The sequence below is a fragment of the Ruegeria sp. CRTD044 genome (assembly GCF_059613485.1).
In genome coordinates, this window is record NZ_JBXWSP010000004.1 from 270388 (window position 1) to 286470 (window position 16083).

Consider the following 16083-nt stretch of genomic DNA (forward strand, 5'->3'; position numbering starts at 1 on the left):
TTATGCTTGGTCGACCAACGCACGGGTTTTCGTCGGTCGGTTCTTTCGGCTTGGGGGCGGATTGCGAAGCCGGGCGCGCCTAGGCGTCCAGAGCGCGGCAATCTTGCGCCAGCCATCCGATCTCGATCTCCTGACCCGGTGTCAGCCTGACGGCGTCAGGAGCATTCCGGGTCTTGACGATGAATTCATCATTGCCGGCCACCGACATGCGGAATCTGAATACATCGCCCATGTAGATGAATTCCTTGACCACAGCCTTGAGCGTATGCGCTTCGGGGCTGAGGCGATCCTTGTTGAATTCCACGCGCTCGGGCCGGATCGAGACCTTGGTCCGTTCCCCCGGTTGGCTGACGTTGATCGGAACCGCATCAATCTCGGACCCATCGTCCAGCGCTACGACGCATTTCCCGCCATCGACGGATTTCAGAACGCCTTCCAGCGTGTTGTTTTCGCCGATGAACTGCGCAACGAAACTGTTCTCCGGCTCTTCATAAAGCTGGTCTGGCGGTGCAAGCTGCTGGATCCGACCATCGTCAAATACCGCTACGCGATCTGACATGGTCAGCGCTTCGGTCTGGTCGTGGGTCACATAGACGGTCGTGATCCCCAATTCATGGGCCAGACGCGTGATTTCAAACTGCATGTGCTCGCGCAGCTGTTTGTCCAATGCGCCCAGCGGTTCATCCATAAGAACCAATTCGGGTTCGAAGACCAGCGCGCGGGCCAAGGCAATACGCTGTTGTTGCCCGCCTGACAGCTGTGCGGGTCTGCGGCTGCCGAAGGCACCCATCTGCACCATGTCGAGGGCGCGCTGGACCTTTTCTTCGCGCTCGGACTTGCCGATTTTTCGGACTTCCAGCGGAAAGGCGAGGTTCTCGGCCACCGTCATGTGCGGGAACAGGGCATAGTTCTGAAACACCATCCCGATGCCACGCTTGTGCGGCGGGATGTTGTTGATCGGTCGCCCATCCAACAGAATTTCGCCATGCGTCGCAGTTTCGAACCCGGCCAACATCATCAGGCAAGTGGTCTTGCCAGATCCCGATGGGCCCAACATTGTCAGAAACTCGCCCTTTGGCATCGCGAGGTTAAGGTCTTTGACGACAAGATTTTCGCCGTCATACGATTTTTGAACGCGTTGAAATTCGACAAACGCGGCGTCGCTAGAAGTGCCGGTCACAAGACCCCCTGTTGCGTCAATTCTTGGTCCGGTTGGTCCGGATTTCATTGATCCCTGAGCACATTAAAGACGCAGCAATGTCCGGCTGGCAAGACTCAATGACAAAAACCAATCCCCATTGGGTGGGATTCAGGGGTTTTGCGCAGTGTTGAGGCGCCGCATGTGCCACGCAAGGGCCTGATTGCTGGACAAGACCGGTTTGCCGATCTGTTCATGGATCTGCGGGATGGCGTCCAACGTGCGAAGGTTGGTGCAGCTGAGAAAAACAGCTTCGACCGCACTGTCCGAACCCAGCCTCACCGCGGCGTCAACAATGGATTGCGTCGAAATCCGGACGACCTTGGATTCTTCGGAAATCCCAAAGGTGCCGAACACATCCATCAGGACCCCTTGATCGGCGAATGCCGCGCGAAGCGCCGTGTTGACCTGCTCCACATATGGGGACAGCAGTGCAAAGCGTGACACACCCAGTTCGCGCGCCTGAGCAACCGCAGCGTGCAGCGGGTTGGTCACCGATTGCACGTCACAAGCCTGCTTTACCAGTTCTTCGACCTTTTCCGACCCGATGACCGAGCTTGCCGAGGTGCAGGCGTAACCCACAACCCGGAAGGGGCGCGCCTTGGGCAGTAAATCCGCCGCCGCTGGAAGCGCATGTTTCATGCGGGTCAAAGTCTTGGTTGTGACCTGCGGGTCGCTGGTTATGCGCGAGACATAAATGGGTGCAGGGTCGCCGGAAAAAAGCCTGCGGAAATCGCCTTCGATCGTCTCGTCTGTCTGCAGAACGATCAGGCCAAGCGGAGATATGCCCGGGTCATCCGTGTCCAGAGAAAATGGCAGTGTTGTCATAGCTCAGGAATCTCCCGTCCTGCTTTGGGACTCAGGAACCGAGGGGCGCCTTCGGTGATCAGCACGTTTTCCTCGTGCACAAGTATTTTGCCACCGACCTCAATACCTGGCTCCAGCGTCAACACCATTCCGGGTTTCAGAACCGTGTGATCCGTTGGGATGAGCGAAGGCCACTCGGTCAATGACATGCCCAATCCGTGGCCCAAGCGCCCGGCTTCGGTCCCGCCGCCGCCACGGGACAGGACCGAGTTCATCGCGTGATACAGGTCCGAGGCCGTCGCGCCCGGTCTGGCCTGCTCGAACGCAGCCTCGGTCGCATCGATCAGCGCGTGGTGCGCCGCGCGCACGGCGGGACTGGCCGGGCCGACGGACCAGTTGCGGTCGAAATCGCAAAAATACCCATCCCAGACCAGCCCGGTATCCAACATAAGTACGTCACCCGGCTCCAACGGTCGTTGTGTTGCCGGTGAGATTACGTCCCCATATCCGCCCAGGTCGGCAGCGCCGGCAAGATAAGGCACCCAATCGGCGCCTTCATCGAGACACAACATCTGAAACCGTCGAAAGACCTGATCCAGAGGAACACCTGCCGCTGCAATCTCAGGAACCCGCTCAAAAGCCTGTCCCGCGATCAGGCAGGCGGTTTCGATCTTTTTGATTTCGGCTTGAGATTTGACCATGCGCAGGTCGCGCAGAATGCCAAGGTCGCCGGTGATCCTGCGGCGGTCGATTTCGGATTTCAGACGCCCGAAGCCTGCAAGCGGCATCCGCAGGTGCGTTTCATGCCCGTCGGGGCATCCGATCAAGCCGTCGTCCGGAACGAGTTCGCGTAGGGTTTCGGCCAGCAACGATACTCCGTCGTCTGCCAGATCCGGGGCGGTCCAGGTGCGGATGTCTTCGATCCAGGTCTGCGCCATCAAGGCCGCGCCAATCGACGGGATCACGGCGACAGGTTTACCGGTCGCAGGAACGACAAGGAACCAAGGGCGCGTCGGGCTTTCCCAGAACCGGGTCAGAAAGCCGCTGAAATACCGGACGTCGGGCTCGGTCGTCAGCAGCAGGGCGTCCAGTCCATGCTCTTGCATGAGATCCTGCGCACGCGAAGTTCTGTCCTCGAATTCGGCTTGTTCGAACCCTCTCATGAGGCTTGCTCGGTCACGATGCACAAAACGCGGTCCTGTGGTCCGATTTTGAGCAAGTTGCGGCTATCGGCATCCAGAACGGCAGCCAGTCCGGCCCCGCCTGACGCAGTCGTTTCGAACCCGGCCTCTGCCATGACTGGAAGCTGAGCGGCCACGGTGTCATCGTCCAGCGTCAGAAACAGATCGGCATCCCGCGCCAATCCATTCAGCGCAATCAGCGATGGCTCCTTGCAATCCAGCCGTCCCATGATGCTGTCCGGACCGTCTGCAAAGACCGGCGCGCCGGCTTGGATGCTGGCCATTAGCGCCGGGGCTGCGGCCGGTTCGACCACGACGATCCTGGGGTCGTCTCCCCAAGCCTTTCGGAAACATGCGGCAACAGCGCCCGCCATGCCTCCCACTCCGGCCTGCAGCAGGATCAATGTCGGAGGTTCGGAACATTGATCAACCGCCTCGACGGCCATTTGAACGTACCCCTCCATCAAGAGATGGGGCAGGTCGTAATACCCTTCCCAAGAACTGTCCGACAGAAGCGTCCAGTCGTTGTCGTTCGCCGCGCGGCTTGCGGCGCTCATGCTTGCGGCGTAATCGACGCCTTCGCGCACCACTCGCGCACCTTGCGCCGCAAGGCGCTGCGCAAAGCTCTCGGGCACGGTTTCAGAAATGAACACCACGGCATTCGCACCAAAAACGCGCGCACCCGCAGCCATGCTGAGGCCGTGGTTCCCGGCGCTGGCCGTAACATAAGTGCGGCCGGCAAGGGATGTGTTGTCGGGTGTCTCGGTGGCTTCGCTCGCTTGGCAGGCGATGACATAAGCCGCGCCCAATGCCTTGAACGACCCGAGATTCATCCGCGTTCGTTCATCTTTGATCCAAAGGCGGGAAACGGGCGCCAAGCCCGGCGCTTCGGTCAGTGGCGTCACGCCGGAGGCCGGACACAGAGACAGAAGCTGTGCCAACCGGTTCGAGTTGGTTGAAGGGAAGGGTGCCTGAGAAAGCAGTTTGCCTTTGCCCCGATACGGGTTGGTGACGGTCTTCATCGCGGCCTCCCTCAACGATCCGGCAGACGTCATAGAAATGCAGTCGATCTGTCAAGGCAAAGGGGCGGAATGCGAGAATTGCGCGCGTCTTGTTCCCTGGGGAAAGTGGCTGCTTGCACTGAACCGCACGGCGTTGATCAGGCTGGCGAATTAACCGCTTGCGGTCTTTGCAATCGGAATGGGTGCGTGTAAGTGTTCGGCACGTGATCCGTTGCCGGTGCACCAGACCGGCCGGATGCGGGCGTGATGGAATGGTAGACATATCGGACTTAAAATCCGAAGGCCCTAGCGCCGTGTGGGTTCGAGTCCCACCGCCCGCACCAAACACAATGGTCGGCTTGGCCGAGGGCGATCGTCAGACCGGATAACCCAGCTTGGAGATCAGCCGCCAGATGTCTTGGTTCGCCGCCGACAGCTGCGCTACGACATCCTCAATTTCCTGCATCGCCTGTTCGTCGACCGTATCTTCGCGCCCCAGCTTGATGTCGGTTTTTCGATCGGCAATGCGCATCAGGATCGTCTTGGGGTTCCCGGTTTCCTGGTCGAAGGAATAGATGCAATGGTTGAACTTGTTGCGGATGCCCGACAGGCGGCTGAGCCGCTGCGTGTGCTCAAGGATCGGATCACGAACCGAGGCCGGCCTTCCGTCCATCTTTGCCAGACGCTCGACCAGATCAATTCGGGCGCGGGTCGTGTTCAGGGTCAGGAAAATGATGACGGCTACGTCTTTGCTGGTCCCCGAGAGGCCGGCAATCAGATGTATCAGCAGGCTTTCGGTGTTCGTCCAGACATAGTTCAGGCGGCCGACCAAAAGGATCAACCGATCGAACCTGGCTTCGAAGTCGTCAGTCAACCGAAGTTCGGTGCGCGTCTTGCGCCGCCGCCTCAAAGAAGAAATGCGCCGCTGCCGTTCTGTTGCTGACACCGATCTTGCCCGACACGTTGTGCATGTGCAGCTTGACCGTGTGTTCGGTGATACCCAACTGGGCAGCGATAGCCTTGTTGCTTTTTCCTTCGGAGACAAGCTGCAGAACCTGCTTCTCGCGCCTGGTCAGTTTAGACAACAGAGGGCCAGCCGCAGGGGATTTCGGAGTTTCCCGGGCTGCAGTTGGGGTTTTCGCGCACGGCTTCAATGCAACGCAATTGGCCACAAATCCCGGCAGGTACAACTCTTCATGCATCAGCAGCCGCAGGATCGCGCGCCATGCGTCCGGGGCGACGTTCATCGGAAGATACCCGATTGGTCCGTACCGGGATCGGTCCCATCGCTCGAAAACGAAACGGGCTGCGTCCTCTTTGCGGTATGCGAAGGCAAGGCATCCCGGCATGGACGATCGAACATAATCGGAGGGATGGGCCAGCAGATCCTCCATCATGATCTGATCCACGACAACAATCTTGCCGGAACCCTCAGCATTGCTCGCCTCGGACAAGAATGCCGCGAGGGATTCAAACCGATGGGCTGCCACGCCGAATTCGTGCTGAACGCTTCGCAGGGTTTGGTTGGAGTAGAAGAGCTCTTTCCCAACAAAAACAATCATGAAATCTTCACTTTTGTCGATCGTGCTGGAACTGTTACTTAATTCAGAAATGCTCATTTTTGCGCCCCCCCCCCCTAAATACCCCAGATTACGTCCTGAATTGGCCGTTATTGGCCGGGGTGAAACTGAATAAAAACAATTAAAAATATGTATTGAGTATACCAGAAAGTTCAGTTTTCGACAACTGTACGGCTTTGAGAATCACCAGATTTTAGAACTTTCGATTAAGGCCGTTTGACGGTCGGACCGCTTAAACATCTGGATTCAAAGAACTTAATTTCACCAACCTTTATCGCTGGCCAATTCGGCTCCGAACTCGGCCATGAAATGTGTGTTCGAGTAATACATCAAGCAAATCAGCCTTTTAGTGATGTTAATACTTTCTGCCAGCTAGGCAGGCCGAACGGCATCTGTACCCTGTGTCGTGCTTCAATTTGCGAAGTGTACTTGTACCTGGCGTGTCTGCGGCCCGCGTATTTTCGCGTGATTTTGAGCAGTCACGGAATCGGCTTGGCCGAGAAAGGGGGGTGACAACACATCATTTGAAAGACAAGGCCGCAGACATGCGCAGTTTCGCGAATGGATGCTCAATAATATTTTTCAACCGCGCCGAATATCGCTTTGTAGATGAATGGCGGTCTGGCGCTTCAAAAATGGAAGATTGTTATGCGACGCAATGTGAACAATACCAATGTCACGACCGTTGACGAAGTTAATGTTGAAAATCTCGAAGCTCCGATCTCGGTGGAAATCCCCGTTGAAGAAGCAAATATCGAGGCCGAACTGACCGCGCAGCAACAGCAGCAGGGTCAGGAAGTTCAAAACGCTGCGAACAACGAAGACGAACAGAACCAGGCTCAGGCTCAGGCGACTGAAGTTGCGAACGAGCAGGGCCAGGGTCAGGACCAGGGTCAGGCGCAGCAGCAGGGCCAACAGCAAGGTCAGCAGCAGTCGAACGTCAATGGCGGCGATGACAGCAACAGCATCGCAAACTCGATCAACATCGATTTCGGTGAAGGCGAGTGGATCCCGCGCGACGATGACCAGGTCGATCTGGATATCGGTGACTCGGCATCCATCGGTGATGTCATCACGGCCGGAAACGACGTGAATTATGATCCCGGCGATGATCTGAACCTGTCCATCTCGATGAATGGTGACGGCAATGACATGTCGTCGATCAACAACCAGTTGGCCAGCCTGAGTGACGATGACACGCTGGATTCGCCCAGCCTGTCGAATGACGGCTCGTTCTATCAGAACGGCAGCGCGACGGGCGGTTCGGCCTATGCCGAAGAAGGCATCGGTTCCTCCTCCGGCGGCGGTAACTCGGGTTCTGGCGGAACCAGCTACGGCGGTGCAGCAAGCGGCGAGACCAATGGCAGCCACGCATTCGCGCTGGGCGGCCACACCGGCAATGCCGGCGCGGCTTCGCAAGGCGGCAACGGTGCGGCCTCGGGCGGCGCCAACAACACGAGCCTGGGTCTTGGTCTGTCGGGCGCCGAAGCCAGTGGCGAAAGCACGGCTGGCAATGGCGGCAACGCCAACAGCACCTCCAGCGCCAACAACACCGGCAGTTCGAATGCCAACGGCCAGGGAACTGGCGGTGAAGGCGGTAATGCCGGCTCGATCGGTCTTGGCCTTGGTCTGGGACTGTCCGGCGCCAACTCGGAAGGCAATGCCAACGGTGGTGAAAACGCGACCGGTTCGATCGGCGCGGGCCTTGGCCTGGCCGGAAACGAGTCGGGTGCGAACGGCGCCAATGGCGGCAACGGCGAGTCATCGAACTCGGGTTCTGCATCGAACAATAGCACCGGTACGACCGAAGCGAATGAAGCGACGGCCGGAAGCAACACGGGTGCGGGCATGGCTGGCAGCGGCGCGCAAAGTGGCGCCAATGGCAGCGGCGGGCCTGGTTCCGGTGGCACGGGTTCCGGCGGCTCGGGCTCGGGTGGTGAAGGTGCTGGTGGCGAAGGCTCTGGTGGCGAGGGATCTGGCGGATTCTCGGCCATGGTCGAAGCAGCCATCGCGGCGCTGAACCAGGAAATCGCGGATGGTGGTCCGGCCTTGAATGCGGCTGATACCGACGCTGCGACCGGCGGCGGCGGAACCACGGGCAACAACCCGGGTACCGGCGGAGCGGGCACCGGTGGTGCCGGAACCGGCGGCGCAGGAACCGGCGGTGCCGGAACCGGTGGCGCAGGGTCCGGCGGAGCGGGCACGGGCGGCAGCTCGGCAGCCAACTCTGGCGCACAGGGCGTCGGCGATCTGGCAGCAAGCGGTCCGAATATCAGTCAGTCGCCCGGTGACGTGAACGGTGCGGCCAGCAACCCGCAGACGTCGACCGGAACCGGCGGAGCCGGCGGTTCGAACGCGGCCAATGGCGCGGCAAATGGAACCGGTTCGGGTTCGTCCAGTGCAGAAGGCGCTGGCGGAGCCGGTGGGACCACGACGCCCACGTCCACCTCGTCCGGTAACGGTGCGGGTTCTGCGGACGCGGTCAACACGGCCGGTACCGGCGGTGCGGCAGAAGTCTTTGCTGACGCTGACACAAACGGTTCCGCCGACAGCCTGGCCGAAGCCATCGCGGGATACGGCGGCGCGTCGTACACCGACAACGATGCCACCTCGACCGGATCCGGCAGCGCGACTGGCGCGGCCAGCTCGGGAGCCGGTGGTGCAGGCGGTGCGTCTGCGGCCAATGGCGGTACCAGCGGCTACGCAATGGGTAGCGCCATGTCCGGCGATACCACGGGTGGCGCAGTCACCGGTGGCAGCGCGGCCGGCGCCTATTCGGGTGACGGCGGAGCCGGCGGCAATGGCGGCACCTGGGGTTCCAACAATGGTGGCGACGGTATCGTCACTGGTGAATCCTACGCGTCGGCAGCAGCAGTGGTCGATACCTCGGCCTTCAACCAGACAATCGTCATGGGCGCCAACGTGCTTGGCAACTCGGTCGATACCACGATGGTTGGCGGTTCGATGAGCTCGACCTACGCGAGCGATGACACCGAGGCATAATGCCTGACCCCGGAGGCCGCGATTTCGGCCTCCGGTCTTTGATGAAAACACCGGGGCCGTGCTTCATGGCCTCGGTCCAACTTAACCCAGACCCGGAAATTCTCTGCCGGAAAGGGTGACAGGGATAGTCCAGATGTCACTTGACAGCATTACGGAAACGATCGCCCATTTTATAGGTACTTTTCAGCTCACGATGGAACAGGCCATCCTGCGGCAGCAATACGAGGAGTTTACGGCTCTCCGACGGCTGGCCGAAGTTGAAGGCCTGGAGGATCCGATCAGGATTGTCGTCAAGGCCGATCTGGATCTGAAGCCCAAGGACTACGATCCGCTTCCCTACCGTTTCCCCGAACCGCCCGCGGACCCGCAGTTGCCGCTGCCGCCAGCCGGTCCGATGCTCGAGTCGAGCATCCAGATCGGTGACCCGTTGGCGCCGGGCGGATTTGTTCCGCAGTCCGAATTGCCGATCTCGGTCGGGCCGCAATTCTTGATGCTGCAGCCTCAGGTCGTCAGCGACCTGATAGGTTCTGCCGTCACTTACACATTCCAGACATTGGTCCTGCGCGACAATGATACCGTCGGCGCGGGCGACTTCCGCGATGCGGCGATGCTGACAGCACAGGCCGAGGCCGCGTTGGACGTGGCGCACTCGCTTCATGCGATGGCGGTGCCTTCACTGGCGATACCGGACTACATGACGCCAGAATACCTGGATACGCTGGTCGAACAGATAACGACGCCGATAAATGGATCGGTGCAAGGTGTCACGGTTCACCAATTCCAGGGTGAAGATGCGGAAGGTATCATCGTCAACGGTCAACACGTGTCGGAGGCTCCGGTCTGGAGCGATCTTCTGCCGGCCTACCACCAGCCGGAGGAGGCTGAGGAAAATCTGGTGTCACAGTCCTATCCGGCCGAGTGGAACCAGTCCGAAGGGCCGGAGTCGCACGAGGGTCATTCCGTTGTCACCGGCGGCAATCTTGCGATCAACGAAGTCGCGCTGAACGTCGGTTGGGTGGACGCCCCCTTCATCGCCGTGGGTGGACAAGCAATCAGCCTGACGATGATCAGCCAGGTCGCGCTGGTATCAGATGTTGATGTCGGAAACACCGGCAGCGGTGCGGGCACCAACGTCGTCCAATCCGCCCAGATTGAAACCGAGGCGAATCCTGCGCCCTGGCTTGCCGGAACCTCGGCTGTCGCTGGTGGGGCCGGGCAGCCGTCCTTTTTGACCGTCGACTGGATCCATGGCGATCTGGTGGTTGCCAACTTCCTCAAGCAGGTCATCAACGCCACCGACATCGACCATATCCAGACCGAGATTTCCGCATCTTCGACCATGTATGCGATGGGTGGCAACCAGATGGTCAACGTGGCCGATATTGTTCAACTCGGCAGTTACTATGACCTGATCATGATCGGCGGCGACATGATCTCGGTCGACATGTTGTTCCAGACGCTTGTCCTGATGGATGACGACGTGGTGTCAGGCGGCCTAGCCGGACCTGCCGGGGGTGCGAACGAAAATCTGCTGATGAACCAGGCTTCGGTGATGACCAACGGCCTGGACCTGCAGGAGGCGCTTGAGGAGAACATGGCCGAGGCCATGGCTCTGAATGAAATGAACATGGCCGCGCTCGAGGACGCATTGCTGAACGATCCGATGTTCGCGGGCATGGAGCAGATGCGCGTTCTGAAGATCGACGGAAACCTGTTGCAGGTGAATATTCTTGAGCAGGTCACGATGCTTGCCGATCAGGATGACATTTTCCTGTCCGGTCCGCACGGGGCCGTTACCGAAGTCGTGGCCGGTAGCAACGCGATGCTGAATGCGGCCAACATCAACAAGCTGGGTGTGGACTCCGTGGTCATGGCCGGGCAGGGCGCATATTCCGAGCTTTTGCTGCACCAGGCCAGTCTCATCGACTTGCCCGAGAATGAGATCAGCCCGGAATTTGCCAATGAAGCCATCGCAATCCTGATGGAGGAGGCAATGATCGCCGGGCAAGCAGTCAGCGGCCCGACCTCTCCTGTCCTGACCCCCGAAGACTTGGACGCCAATGTAGGAATGCAATCCATCCTGACCTGATTTTCCCTTTTTTACGAGTGACCGGAAGGTTTGTTTATGTCGATCGTTTTTTCGTCGCGCCGCACCCGATACGCCAGCCCGCTGGACCGGTCGGGAAGCGGGCAGCCTCTGACTTTGCGACCCAGCGACATGGTGTCTGGCTCGTCATTTGCAACGGAACGGCTGACCGCACGGCTAAGGCTGACCAAGGAGATGCGCGTGCCCGTGACCGAGCAGAGCCAGAACAAGGCAACGCAGGAGGGCCCGGCGACAGCGCAGAAGGAGCAAGAGGTTGCTCGTATTGATGCGGCTCCGGCACCGGAAGCCCAGGACGAAACCGATCAGAAAATAATAGACGACAGCACACTGGAAACAACATTCAGCGCCGCTTCTCCCCGACGGCGCGAAACGCCGGAGACCGTCGCCGTGGAAGGGCGTGCGGGTGACGGCGAAGGGGTGGCCAATGCCGAGGACTCGGAACCGCAAACCGTCGAAAGCCCGACCGCGCGCATGACCCCCTCGTCCCGGTCGGGTGGGACGGATCGCATGGGCACCACTATCGAGGCCGAAGCGAACAAGCCGCTGCTGCGCACTGGTTCAGGCGATGGCGGCGGCAAAGGGCCACCCCAAACTTTTCACAAACGCACGCCGCCCGAAGACTTTCAACGCACCCTTCGGACCTCGATGCGAGCGATATGGCGAAACCTTGCCTTTGTTCTGGTTCTGACCTGCGCGACCAATCTGCTGATCCTGGCGATCCCGATCTACCTGTTCCAGATCAGTGACCGAGTGTTGACCAGCCGCTCGTTGGATACGCTGATCATGCTGACGGCGATCGTGGCCGGGGCAATCATCTTTCAATCTGCTTTCGATGCGGTGCGGCGCTTCATGTTGATGCGCACCGGGGTCGAAGTGGCGGCGCGACTGGGCGCTCCGACCCTCAGCGCCGCGGCGCATGCATCGTTGCACGGGACGGGTCGCGAGTATCAGACGCTGGGCGATCTGCAGCAGATCCGTGGCTTTCTCGTTTCAAGCACCCTTCTGTCCTTTTTGGATGTTCCATTTGCGCCGTTGTTCATCCTTATGATTTTCCTGGTTCACCCCGAGTTGGGCATGATCGTGGTAGTGACGGCCGTGATCCTGATGGTTATCGCGCTGATCAACCAGCGGATGACGGCCAAACCGTTTGCCGAGGCCAACATGGCCCAGTCTCTGGCCAACCAGCATCTGGATTCGATGTCGCGGAACAGCCAGATCATCAACGCACTTGCAATGATCCCCGAGGCGGTTCGGATCTGGGGACGCGACACCGCAAATTCCCTGACCTGGCAGGTTCGGGCACAGGACAGAAACGTGGTGTTCGCGGCGATCTCGCGCACCGTGCGCCTGCTTACGCAGGTCGGCATTCTGGGATGGGGGGCCTTTTTGGCACTGCAAGGCGAAATCACGGGCGGCATGGTGATCGCGGCCTCGATCATCGCTGGGCGGGCTTTTGCGCCAATCGAAGGGTCAATTGAGGGCTGGAATACATTCCTTCTGACCCGCGGAGCCTACAGCCGCATCAAGGCATTGCTGTCCAACTCGGCGCTTCAGTATGAGAAGCTGCGCTTGCCCCGCCCCGAGGGACGAGTGGATGTTGAACGCCTTCTGTTTGTACCCGGGGGCACGAAACGCGTGGTTCTCAACGGCATCAGTTTTTCGCTCAACCCAGGCGAGACGCTGGCGATCATCGGCAACTCGGGCGCGGGCAAGACCACGCTGGGCAAAACGCTGGTAGGATCGGTTCTGCCGACTTCGGGCAGCGTGCGGCTCGACCTGATGGATATCCGAAACTGGGATCCACGCCAGTTCGGCGAAAGCATCGGGTACCTGCCGCAGGACGTTCAGCTGTTTCCGGGTACGATCAAGGACAACATCGGCCGAATGCGCGCCGATGCGACCGATGAGCAAATTCATGATGCTGCCGTCCTGGCTGACGTGCACAACATGATCGCCACCTTGCCACAAGGCTATGAAACGGTGGTCACTGCCGATGGCTCGCCCCTGTCTGGCGGTCAGAAACAAAGGATCGCGCTGGCCCGCGCGTTCTTTGGCAATCCGCGGATGGTGGTACTGGACGAGCCGAACTCGAACCTGGATGTCGCGGGCGACAAGGCTCTTGCCCGGGCGATCGAGCAGGCGAGGGAAAACAAGATTACTGTGGTTGTGATCACTCAGAAACCAACGCTTTTGAACGTGGTGGACAAGATCATGCTGCTGACGGACGGGCGGGTCGCCCTGTTCGGTCAGCGTGAGCAGGTGCTGCAGCAACTGAACGGGCCGCGCCAGCAGCCCGAGTTGAAAGGGTAGACGGGGATAAAGATGAACGAGTTGGTACAAGTAGACGATCCCGCCCTTTGGTACGCCGAGGTTCCGAGATCGATAACCAAGTTCATAGTCGTGGGCACCGTTTTGCTGGTAGCCTGTTTCGGCGGGTTCGGCCTGTGGTCGTTTCAGGCGCCGCTCGCGGCCGCAGTGATTGCACAAGGCAGCTTTGTCGCCACCGGGCGCAACAAGATCGTTCAGCATCTTGAAGGAGGCATCATCGAACAGATCCTGGTCACCGAAGGCCAGACCGTACAGGAGGGTCAGGTCTTGATGACACTGGACCAGACCTCGGCCGAGGCAAATGAGCGTGAATTGTTTATCCGCAAGATCCGCCTTAAGGCGATGGTCGAACGCTTGCTGGCCGAATACGCCGAAAAGGACACTCTGGAGTTCTCACCCGCCTTGATCGAGGCGTCCGACGACGTGGAGGTCATGACCATTCTCGACAATCAGCGCCTCAGTTTTGAAGTCTCGCGCAAAACGCTGCTGAATGACATTGCCCTTCTCGAACGCAATATCGAGGCGCTGAAGATCAGGGCCAGCGGCTTCGAGGCGCAATTGGAAAGCATGGAGCGCCGCAAGGCGATCCTTCAGGAAGAATACGAAACCAAGAACTCGTTGTTCGAAAAAGGGCTTGTCCGAAAGGGTGAGTTGAACACCATCCGACGGGTCCAGGCCGAAGCGGACGGGCAATTGGCCCGACTGGCGGCCGAGGCCTCGGAAACCAGCCAGATGCTGCTGAAATACGAAGAGCAGATCACCCGGACCCGGTCGGCCTATCGCGAAGCGGCACTGGACGAATTGGGTGTGATCGAGGCGGATCTGGAAAGCGTGCGGGAAAAATCGCGCCAGGCCAGCAGTGTTCTTGCCCGCGCGGTGGTGCGCGCCCCGGTTGATGGCACGGTCGTGCGACTGCACTATCACACGCCGGGCGGCGTCATCGAGACCGGCAAGCCGATTGCCGAAATCCTGCCAGCCGATGCCCCGCTGATCATTGAGGCCCAGATCCCGCGCACCGATATCGACAGCGTTGTAACCGGCCAGGCCGCGACCGTGCGGTTGGTGGCTCTAAATCAGCGCACGACACCGGTTCTGACGGGCGAAGTCTTCTACGTCTCGGCGGACGCGATTCTGGAAGAAGCCAGCGGAATACCGCAAGAGGTCTATCTGGCCCGGGTGTCGTTGAAGCCTGAAGAGATGGACCGGGTACGGGGCTTCATTCCGACACCGGGCATGCCGGCCGAGATCATGATCCAGACCGAAGAACGAACCTTTGCCGCCTATATCGCCAAGCCGATCGTCGACAGCATGTCTCGGGCCTTTCGCGAGCAATAGGCGCCCACCATAGCGCTTACAAATACAAAGGGCCCCGTGCTAGCATTCGTGAAAATCCGGGAGGGACCGCACGAATGCCATTGACCGTTCAAGAGATGCTTGAGGCCGCGAATTCCGTTGTTCAACGTATCAGCGCCGCGCAAGCAAGGGAGCTTTTGCAGCAGGGTGCACTGCTGCTGGATATTCGCGATGCGCCTGAACTGGAAAAGACCGGTCGCGCCGTCGGGTCTCACCATATCTCACGCGGTATGCTCGAGTTTCGTGCCGATCCGGCGCTGCAGTCGCATGACCCTGAGCTGCGCAAGGATCGCCCGATCATTCTGCATTGCGCCTCGGGAGGACGAGCGGCACTTGCGGGCAAGTTGCTCAAGGACATGGGGTATCAGCATGTCTACAGCCTGGGTGGGTTCTCGGACTGGGTAAACGGCGGGGGCGACTATGTCGGCCCGGTTGATTCCGGGATGTAGGAACCCAGCCTGATCTGCATCAAGGCCGATTTATTTCCGCTTCGGCAATCTGAGCGTCGGACGCCATCAATAAGGACGAATGGCCATGATGAGACTTGCAGCGCTACTGTATTCCCTGATCGCGACCGCCCTCGCGGGGACGGCCGTTATCGCCGTGCTGACCGCGGGGATGGTTTCGACCCTGGCCATCGTGGGTGCCGCAGCCGTCGGAGCGGTCGCGGCTTTACCCGCATCCTGGCTGGTCGCCAAGCGCCTGTACCAATAAAGAGCTTAGGCGGCGTTCAGAAATGTCCGGACGGCAGCTTCGAACTCACGCGGTTTTTCGGCGTGCAGCCAATGGCCTGCGCCCGGAATCTTGGCGAAACGGGCGTTCGGGAACAAGGATTTGATGATTTCGCGGTGACTTGCCTGAACATAGTCCGACTCCGCACCGGCGAGAAACAGCGCTGGGCCGTCCCAGTGCGAGGTAAAGTCCGGAAAACCCATGATATTCGGCATCTCTTTGGCTAATACGTCCAGATTCAGCCGCCAACGTTTGCCGGGAACGTCCAGCGACTGAGTGAAGAAGCTCTGCAACGCCTTCTCGACCCCGAGATCGGCCAGTTGCTGTTCCACGTCCGAGCGGCGCGCGACCTGTGTCATGTCCACAGCGCGCATGGCCTCGATATATGGCATTTGCGTATGGCTGTACCGAACCGGAGCAATGTCCGCCACGACCAGCCTGTGGACCATTTCGCCATGCTCGAGCGCCAATGTCATTGCCGACTTGCCACCCATCGAATGTCCGATCACGTCTGCCACGCCGCCCATGCTTTCGATGACCGCAGCCAAATCATCCGCCAATGCCGGATAATCGTGCCGGTCGTCCCAGAAGCTGTGGGCGTGGTTGCGCATGTCGACCGCCACCACCTGACGCTCATCTGACAGCCGACGCGCGATCACCCCCCAGTTTCGGGCCGATCCGTATAGCCCATGGGCAATCAATAGCGGTGCGCGGGACGTCGGTTCGCCATGTGAGATCGTGTTCAGCATGTCTTTCTGATAGCGTCCGGCGCCCCGGACAACCAGCCCCATTG

13 protein-coding genes and 1 tRNA gene are annotated in these 16083 nt (G+C 59.7%); 7 read left to right on the forward strand and 7 right to left on the reverse strand.

Annotated elements, in window-relative coordinates:
- Nucleotides 1–79 precede the first annotated feature (79 nt).
- From AC2FNL_RS04240 to AC2FNL_RS04255, 4 genes are all read right to left on the reverse strand, one after another.
- Nucleotides 80–1228: an ABC transporter ATP-binding protein gene (locus AC2FNL_RS04240; RefSeq protein WP_496832605.1), complete on the reverse strand. Its 1149-nt coding sequence runs from the start codon at nt 1226–1228 to the stop codon at nt 80–82.
- Nucleotides 1229–1309: 81 nt separating this feature from the next.
- A complete protein-coding gene (locus AC2FNL_RS04245; protein ID WP_496832607.1) occupies nt 1310–2026 on the reverse strand; it encodes a maleate cis-trans isomerase family protein in 717 nt (238 codons plus the stop codon).
- Nucleotides 2023–3168, reverse strand: coding sequence for a M24 family metallopeptidase (locus AC2FNL_RS04250; protein WP_496832609.1), 1146 nt, complete (start codon nt 3166–3168; stop codon nt 2023–2025). Before AC2FNL_RS04250 ends, AC2FNL_RS04245 begins: the two co-directional genes overlap by 4 nt.
- On the reverse strand, nt 3165–4208 hold the full coding sequence (locus AC2FNL_RS04255; RefSeq protein WP_496832611.1) for a pyridoxal-phosphate dependent enzyme: 1044 nt from the start codon (nt 4206–4208) through the stop codon (nt 3165–3167). The genes AC2FNL_RS04250 and AC2FNL_RS04255 overlap by 4 nt, the downstream gene beginning before the upstream one ends.
- Before the next feature lie 237 nt (nt 4209–4445).
- On the opposite strand from AC2FNL_RS04255, the gene AC2FNL_RS04260 reads away from it, so the two are divergent.
- A tRNA-Leu gene (locus AC2FNL_RS04260) sits at nt 4446–4531 on the forward strand.
- A 32-nt stretch (nt 4532–4563) separates the two neighbouring features.
- On the opposite strand, the gene AC2FNL_RS04265 is transcribed toward AC2FNL_RS04260, so the two are convergent.
- Nucleotides 4564–5061, reverse strand: a complete 498-nt coding sequence (locus tag AC2FNL_RS04265; RefSeq protein WP_093962654.1) for a hypothetical protein — start codon at nt 5059–5061, stop codon at nt 4564–4566.
- Nucleotides 5054–5806: a helix-turn-helix transcriptional regulator gene (locus AC2FNL_RS04270; RefSeq protein ID WP_496832613.1), complete on the reverse strand. Its 753-nt coding sequence runs from the start codon at nt 5804–5806 to the stop codon at nt 5054–5056. The genes AC2FNL_RS04265 and AC2FNL_RS04270 overlap by 8 nt, the downstream gene beginning before the upstream one ends.
- Before the next feature lie 609 nt (nt 5807–6415).
- Between AC2FNL_RS04270 and AC2FNL_RS04275 the strand changes: the two genes are divergently transcribed.
- The 6 genes from AC2FNL_RS04275 (at nt 6416) to AC2FNL_RS04300 (ending at nt 15272) form a co-directional block, all read left to right on the forward strand.
- Nucleotides 6416–8770 (forward strand): hypothetical protein, encoded by a 2355-nt coding sequence (locus AC2FNL_RS04275; protein ID WP_496832615.1) that lies wholly within the window; start codon nt 6416–6418, stop codon nt 8768–8770.
- 133 nt (nt 8771–8903) lie between these two features.
- Nucleotides 8904–10859, forward strand: coding sequence for a type I secretion protein (locus AC2FNL_RS04280; RefSeq protein ID WP_093962652.1), 1956 nt, complete (start codon nt 8904–8906; stop codon nt 10857–10859).
- A 36-nt stretch (nt 10860–10895) separates the two neighbouring features.
- On the forward strand, nt 10896–13187 hold the full coding sequence (locus tag AC2FNL_RS04285; protein ID WP_496832618.1) for a type I secretion system permease/ATPase: 2292 nt from the start codon (nt 10896–10898) through the stop codon (nt 13185–13187).
- A 12-nt stretch (nt 13188–13199) separates the two neighbouring features.
- A complete protein-coding gene (locus AC2FNL_RS04290) occupies nt 13200–14540 on the forward strand; it encodes an HlyD family type I secretion periplasmic adaptor subunit (RefSeq protein WP_496832620.1) in 1341 nt (446 codons plus the stop codon).
- A gap of 74 nt (nt 14541–14614) precedes the next feature.
- Nucleotides 14615–15007: a rhodanese-like domain-containing protein gene (locus AC2FNL_RS04295; protein ID WP_496832622.1), complete on the forward strand. Its 393-nt coding sequence runs from the start codon at nt 14615–14617 to the stop codon at nt 15005–15007.
- An 85-nt stretch (nt 15008–15092) separates the two neighbouring features.
- Nucleotides 15093–15272: a hypothetical protein gene (locus AC2FNL_RS04300; RefSeq protein ID WP_170363027.1), complete on the forward strand. Its 180-nt coding sequence runs from the start codon at nt 15093–15095 to the stop codon at nt 15270–15272.
- Nucleotides 15273–15277: 5 nt separating this feature from the next.
- On the opposite strand, the gene AC2FNL_RS04305 is transcribed toward AC2FNL_RS04300, so the two are convergent.
- A complete protein-coding gene (locus AC2FNL_RS04305; protein WP_496832624.1) occupies nt 15278–16081 on the reverse strand; it encodes an alpha/beta fold hydrolase in 804 nt (267 codons plus the stop codon).
- Nucleotides 16082–16083 lie beyond the last annotated feature (2 nt).

Bases quoted from the DNA above. Each gene is read 5' to 3' on its own strand.
- AC2FNL_RS04240 (WP_496832605.1), bottom strand. From the start codon at position 1,228: ATGAAATCCGGACCAACCGGACCAAGAATTGACGCAACAGGGGGTCTT.
- AC2FNL_RS04245 (WP_496832607.1), bottom strand. From the start codon at position 2,026: ATGACAACACTGCCATTTTCTCTGGACACGGATGACCCGGGCATATCT.
- AC2FNL_RS04250 (WP_496832609.1), bottom strand. From the start codon at position 3,168: ATGAGAGGGTTCGAACAAGCCGAATTCGAGGACAGAACTTCGCGTGCG.
- AC2FNL_RS04255 (WP_496832611.1), bottom strand. From the start codon at position 4,208: ATGAAGACCGTCACCAACCCGTATCGGGGCAAAGGCAAACTGCTTTCT.
- AC2FNL_RS04270 (WP_496832613.1), bottom strand. From the start codon at position 5,806: ATGAGCATTTCTGAATTAAGTAACAGTTCCAGCACGATCGACAAAAGT.
- AC2FNL_RS04275 (WP_496832615.1), top strand. From the start codon at position 6,416: ATGCGACGCAATGTGAACAATACCAATGTCACGACCGTTGACGAAGTT.
- AC2FNL_RS04280 (WP_093962652.1), top strand. From the start codon at position 8,904: ATGTCACTTGACAGCATTACGGAAACGATCGCCCATTTTATAGGTACT.
- AC2FNL_RS04285 (WP_496832618.1), top strand. From the start codon at position 10,896: ATGTCGATCGTTTTTTCGTCGCGCCGCACCCGATACGCCAGCCCGCTG.
- AC2FNL_RS04290 (WP_496832620.1), top strand. From the start codon at position 13,200: ATGAACGAGTTGGTACAAGTAGACGATCCCGCCCTTTGGTACGCCGAG.
- AC2FNL_RS04295 (WP_496832622.1), top strand. From the start codon at position 14,615: ATGCCATTGACCGTTCAAGAGATGCTTGAGGCCGCGAATTCCGTTGTT.
- AC2FNL_RS04300 (WP_170363027.1), top strand. From the start codon at position 15,093: ATGATGAGACTTGCAGCGCTACTGTATTCCCTGATCGCGACCGCCCTC.
- AC2FNL_RS04305 (WP_496832624.1), bottom strand. From the start codon at position 16,081: ATGGGGCTGGTTGTCCGGGGCGCCGGACGCTATCAGAAAGACATGCTG.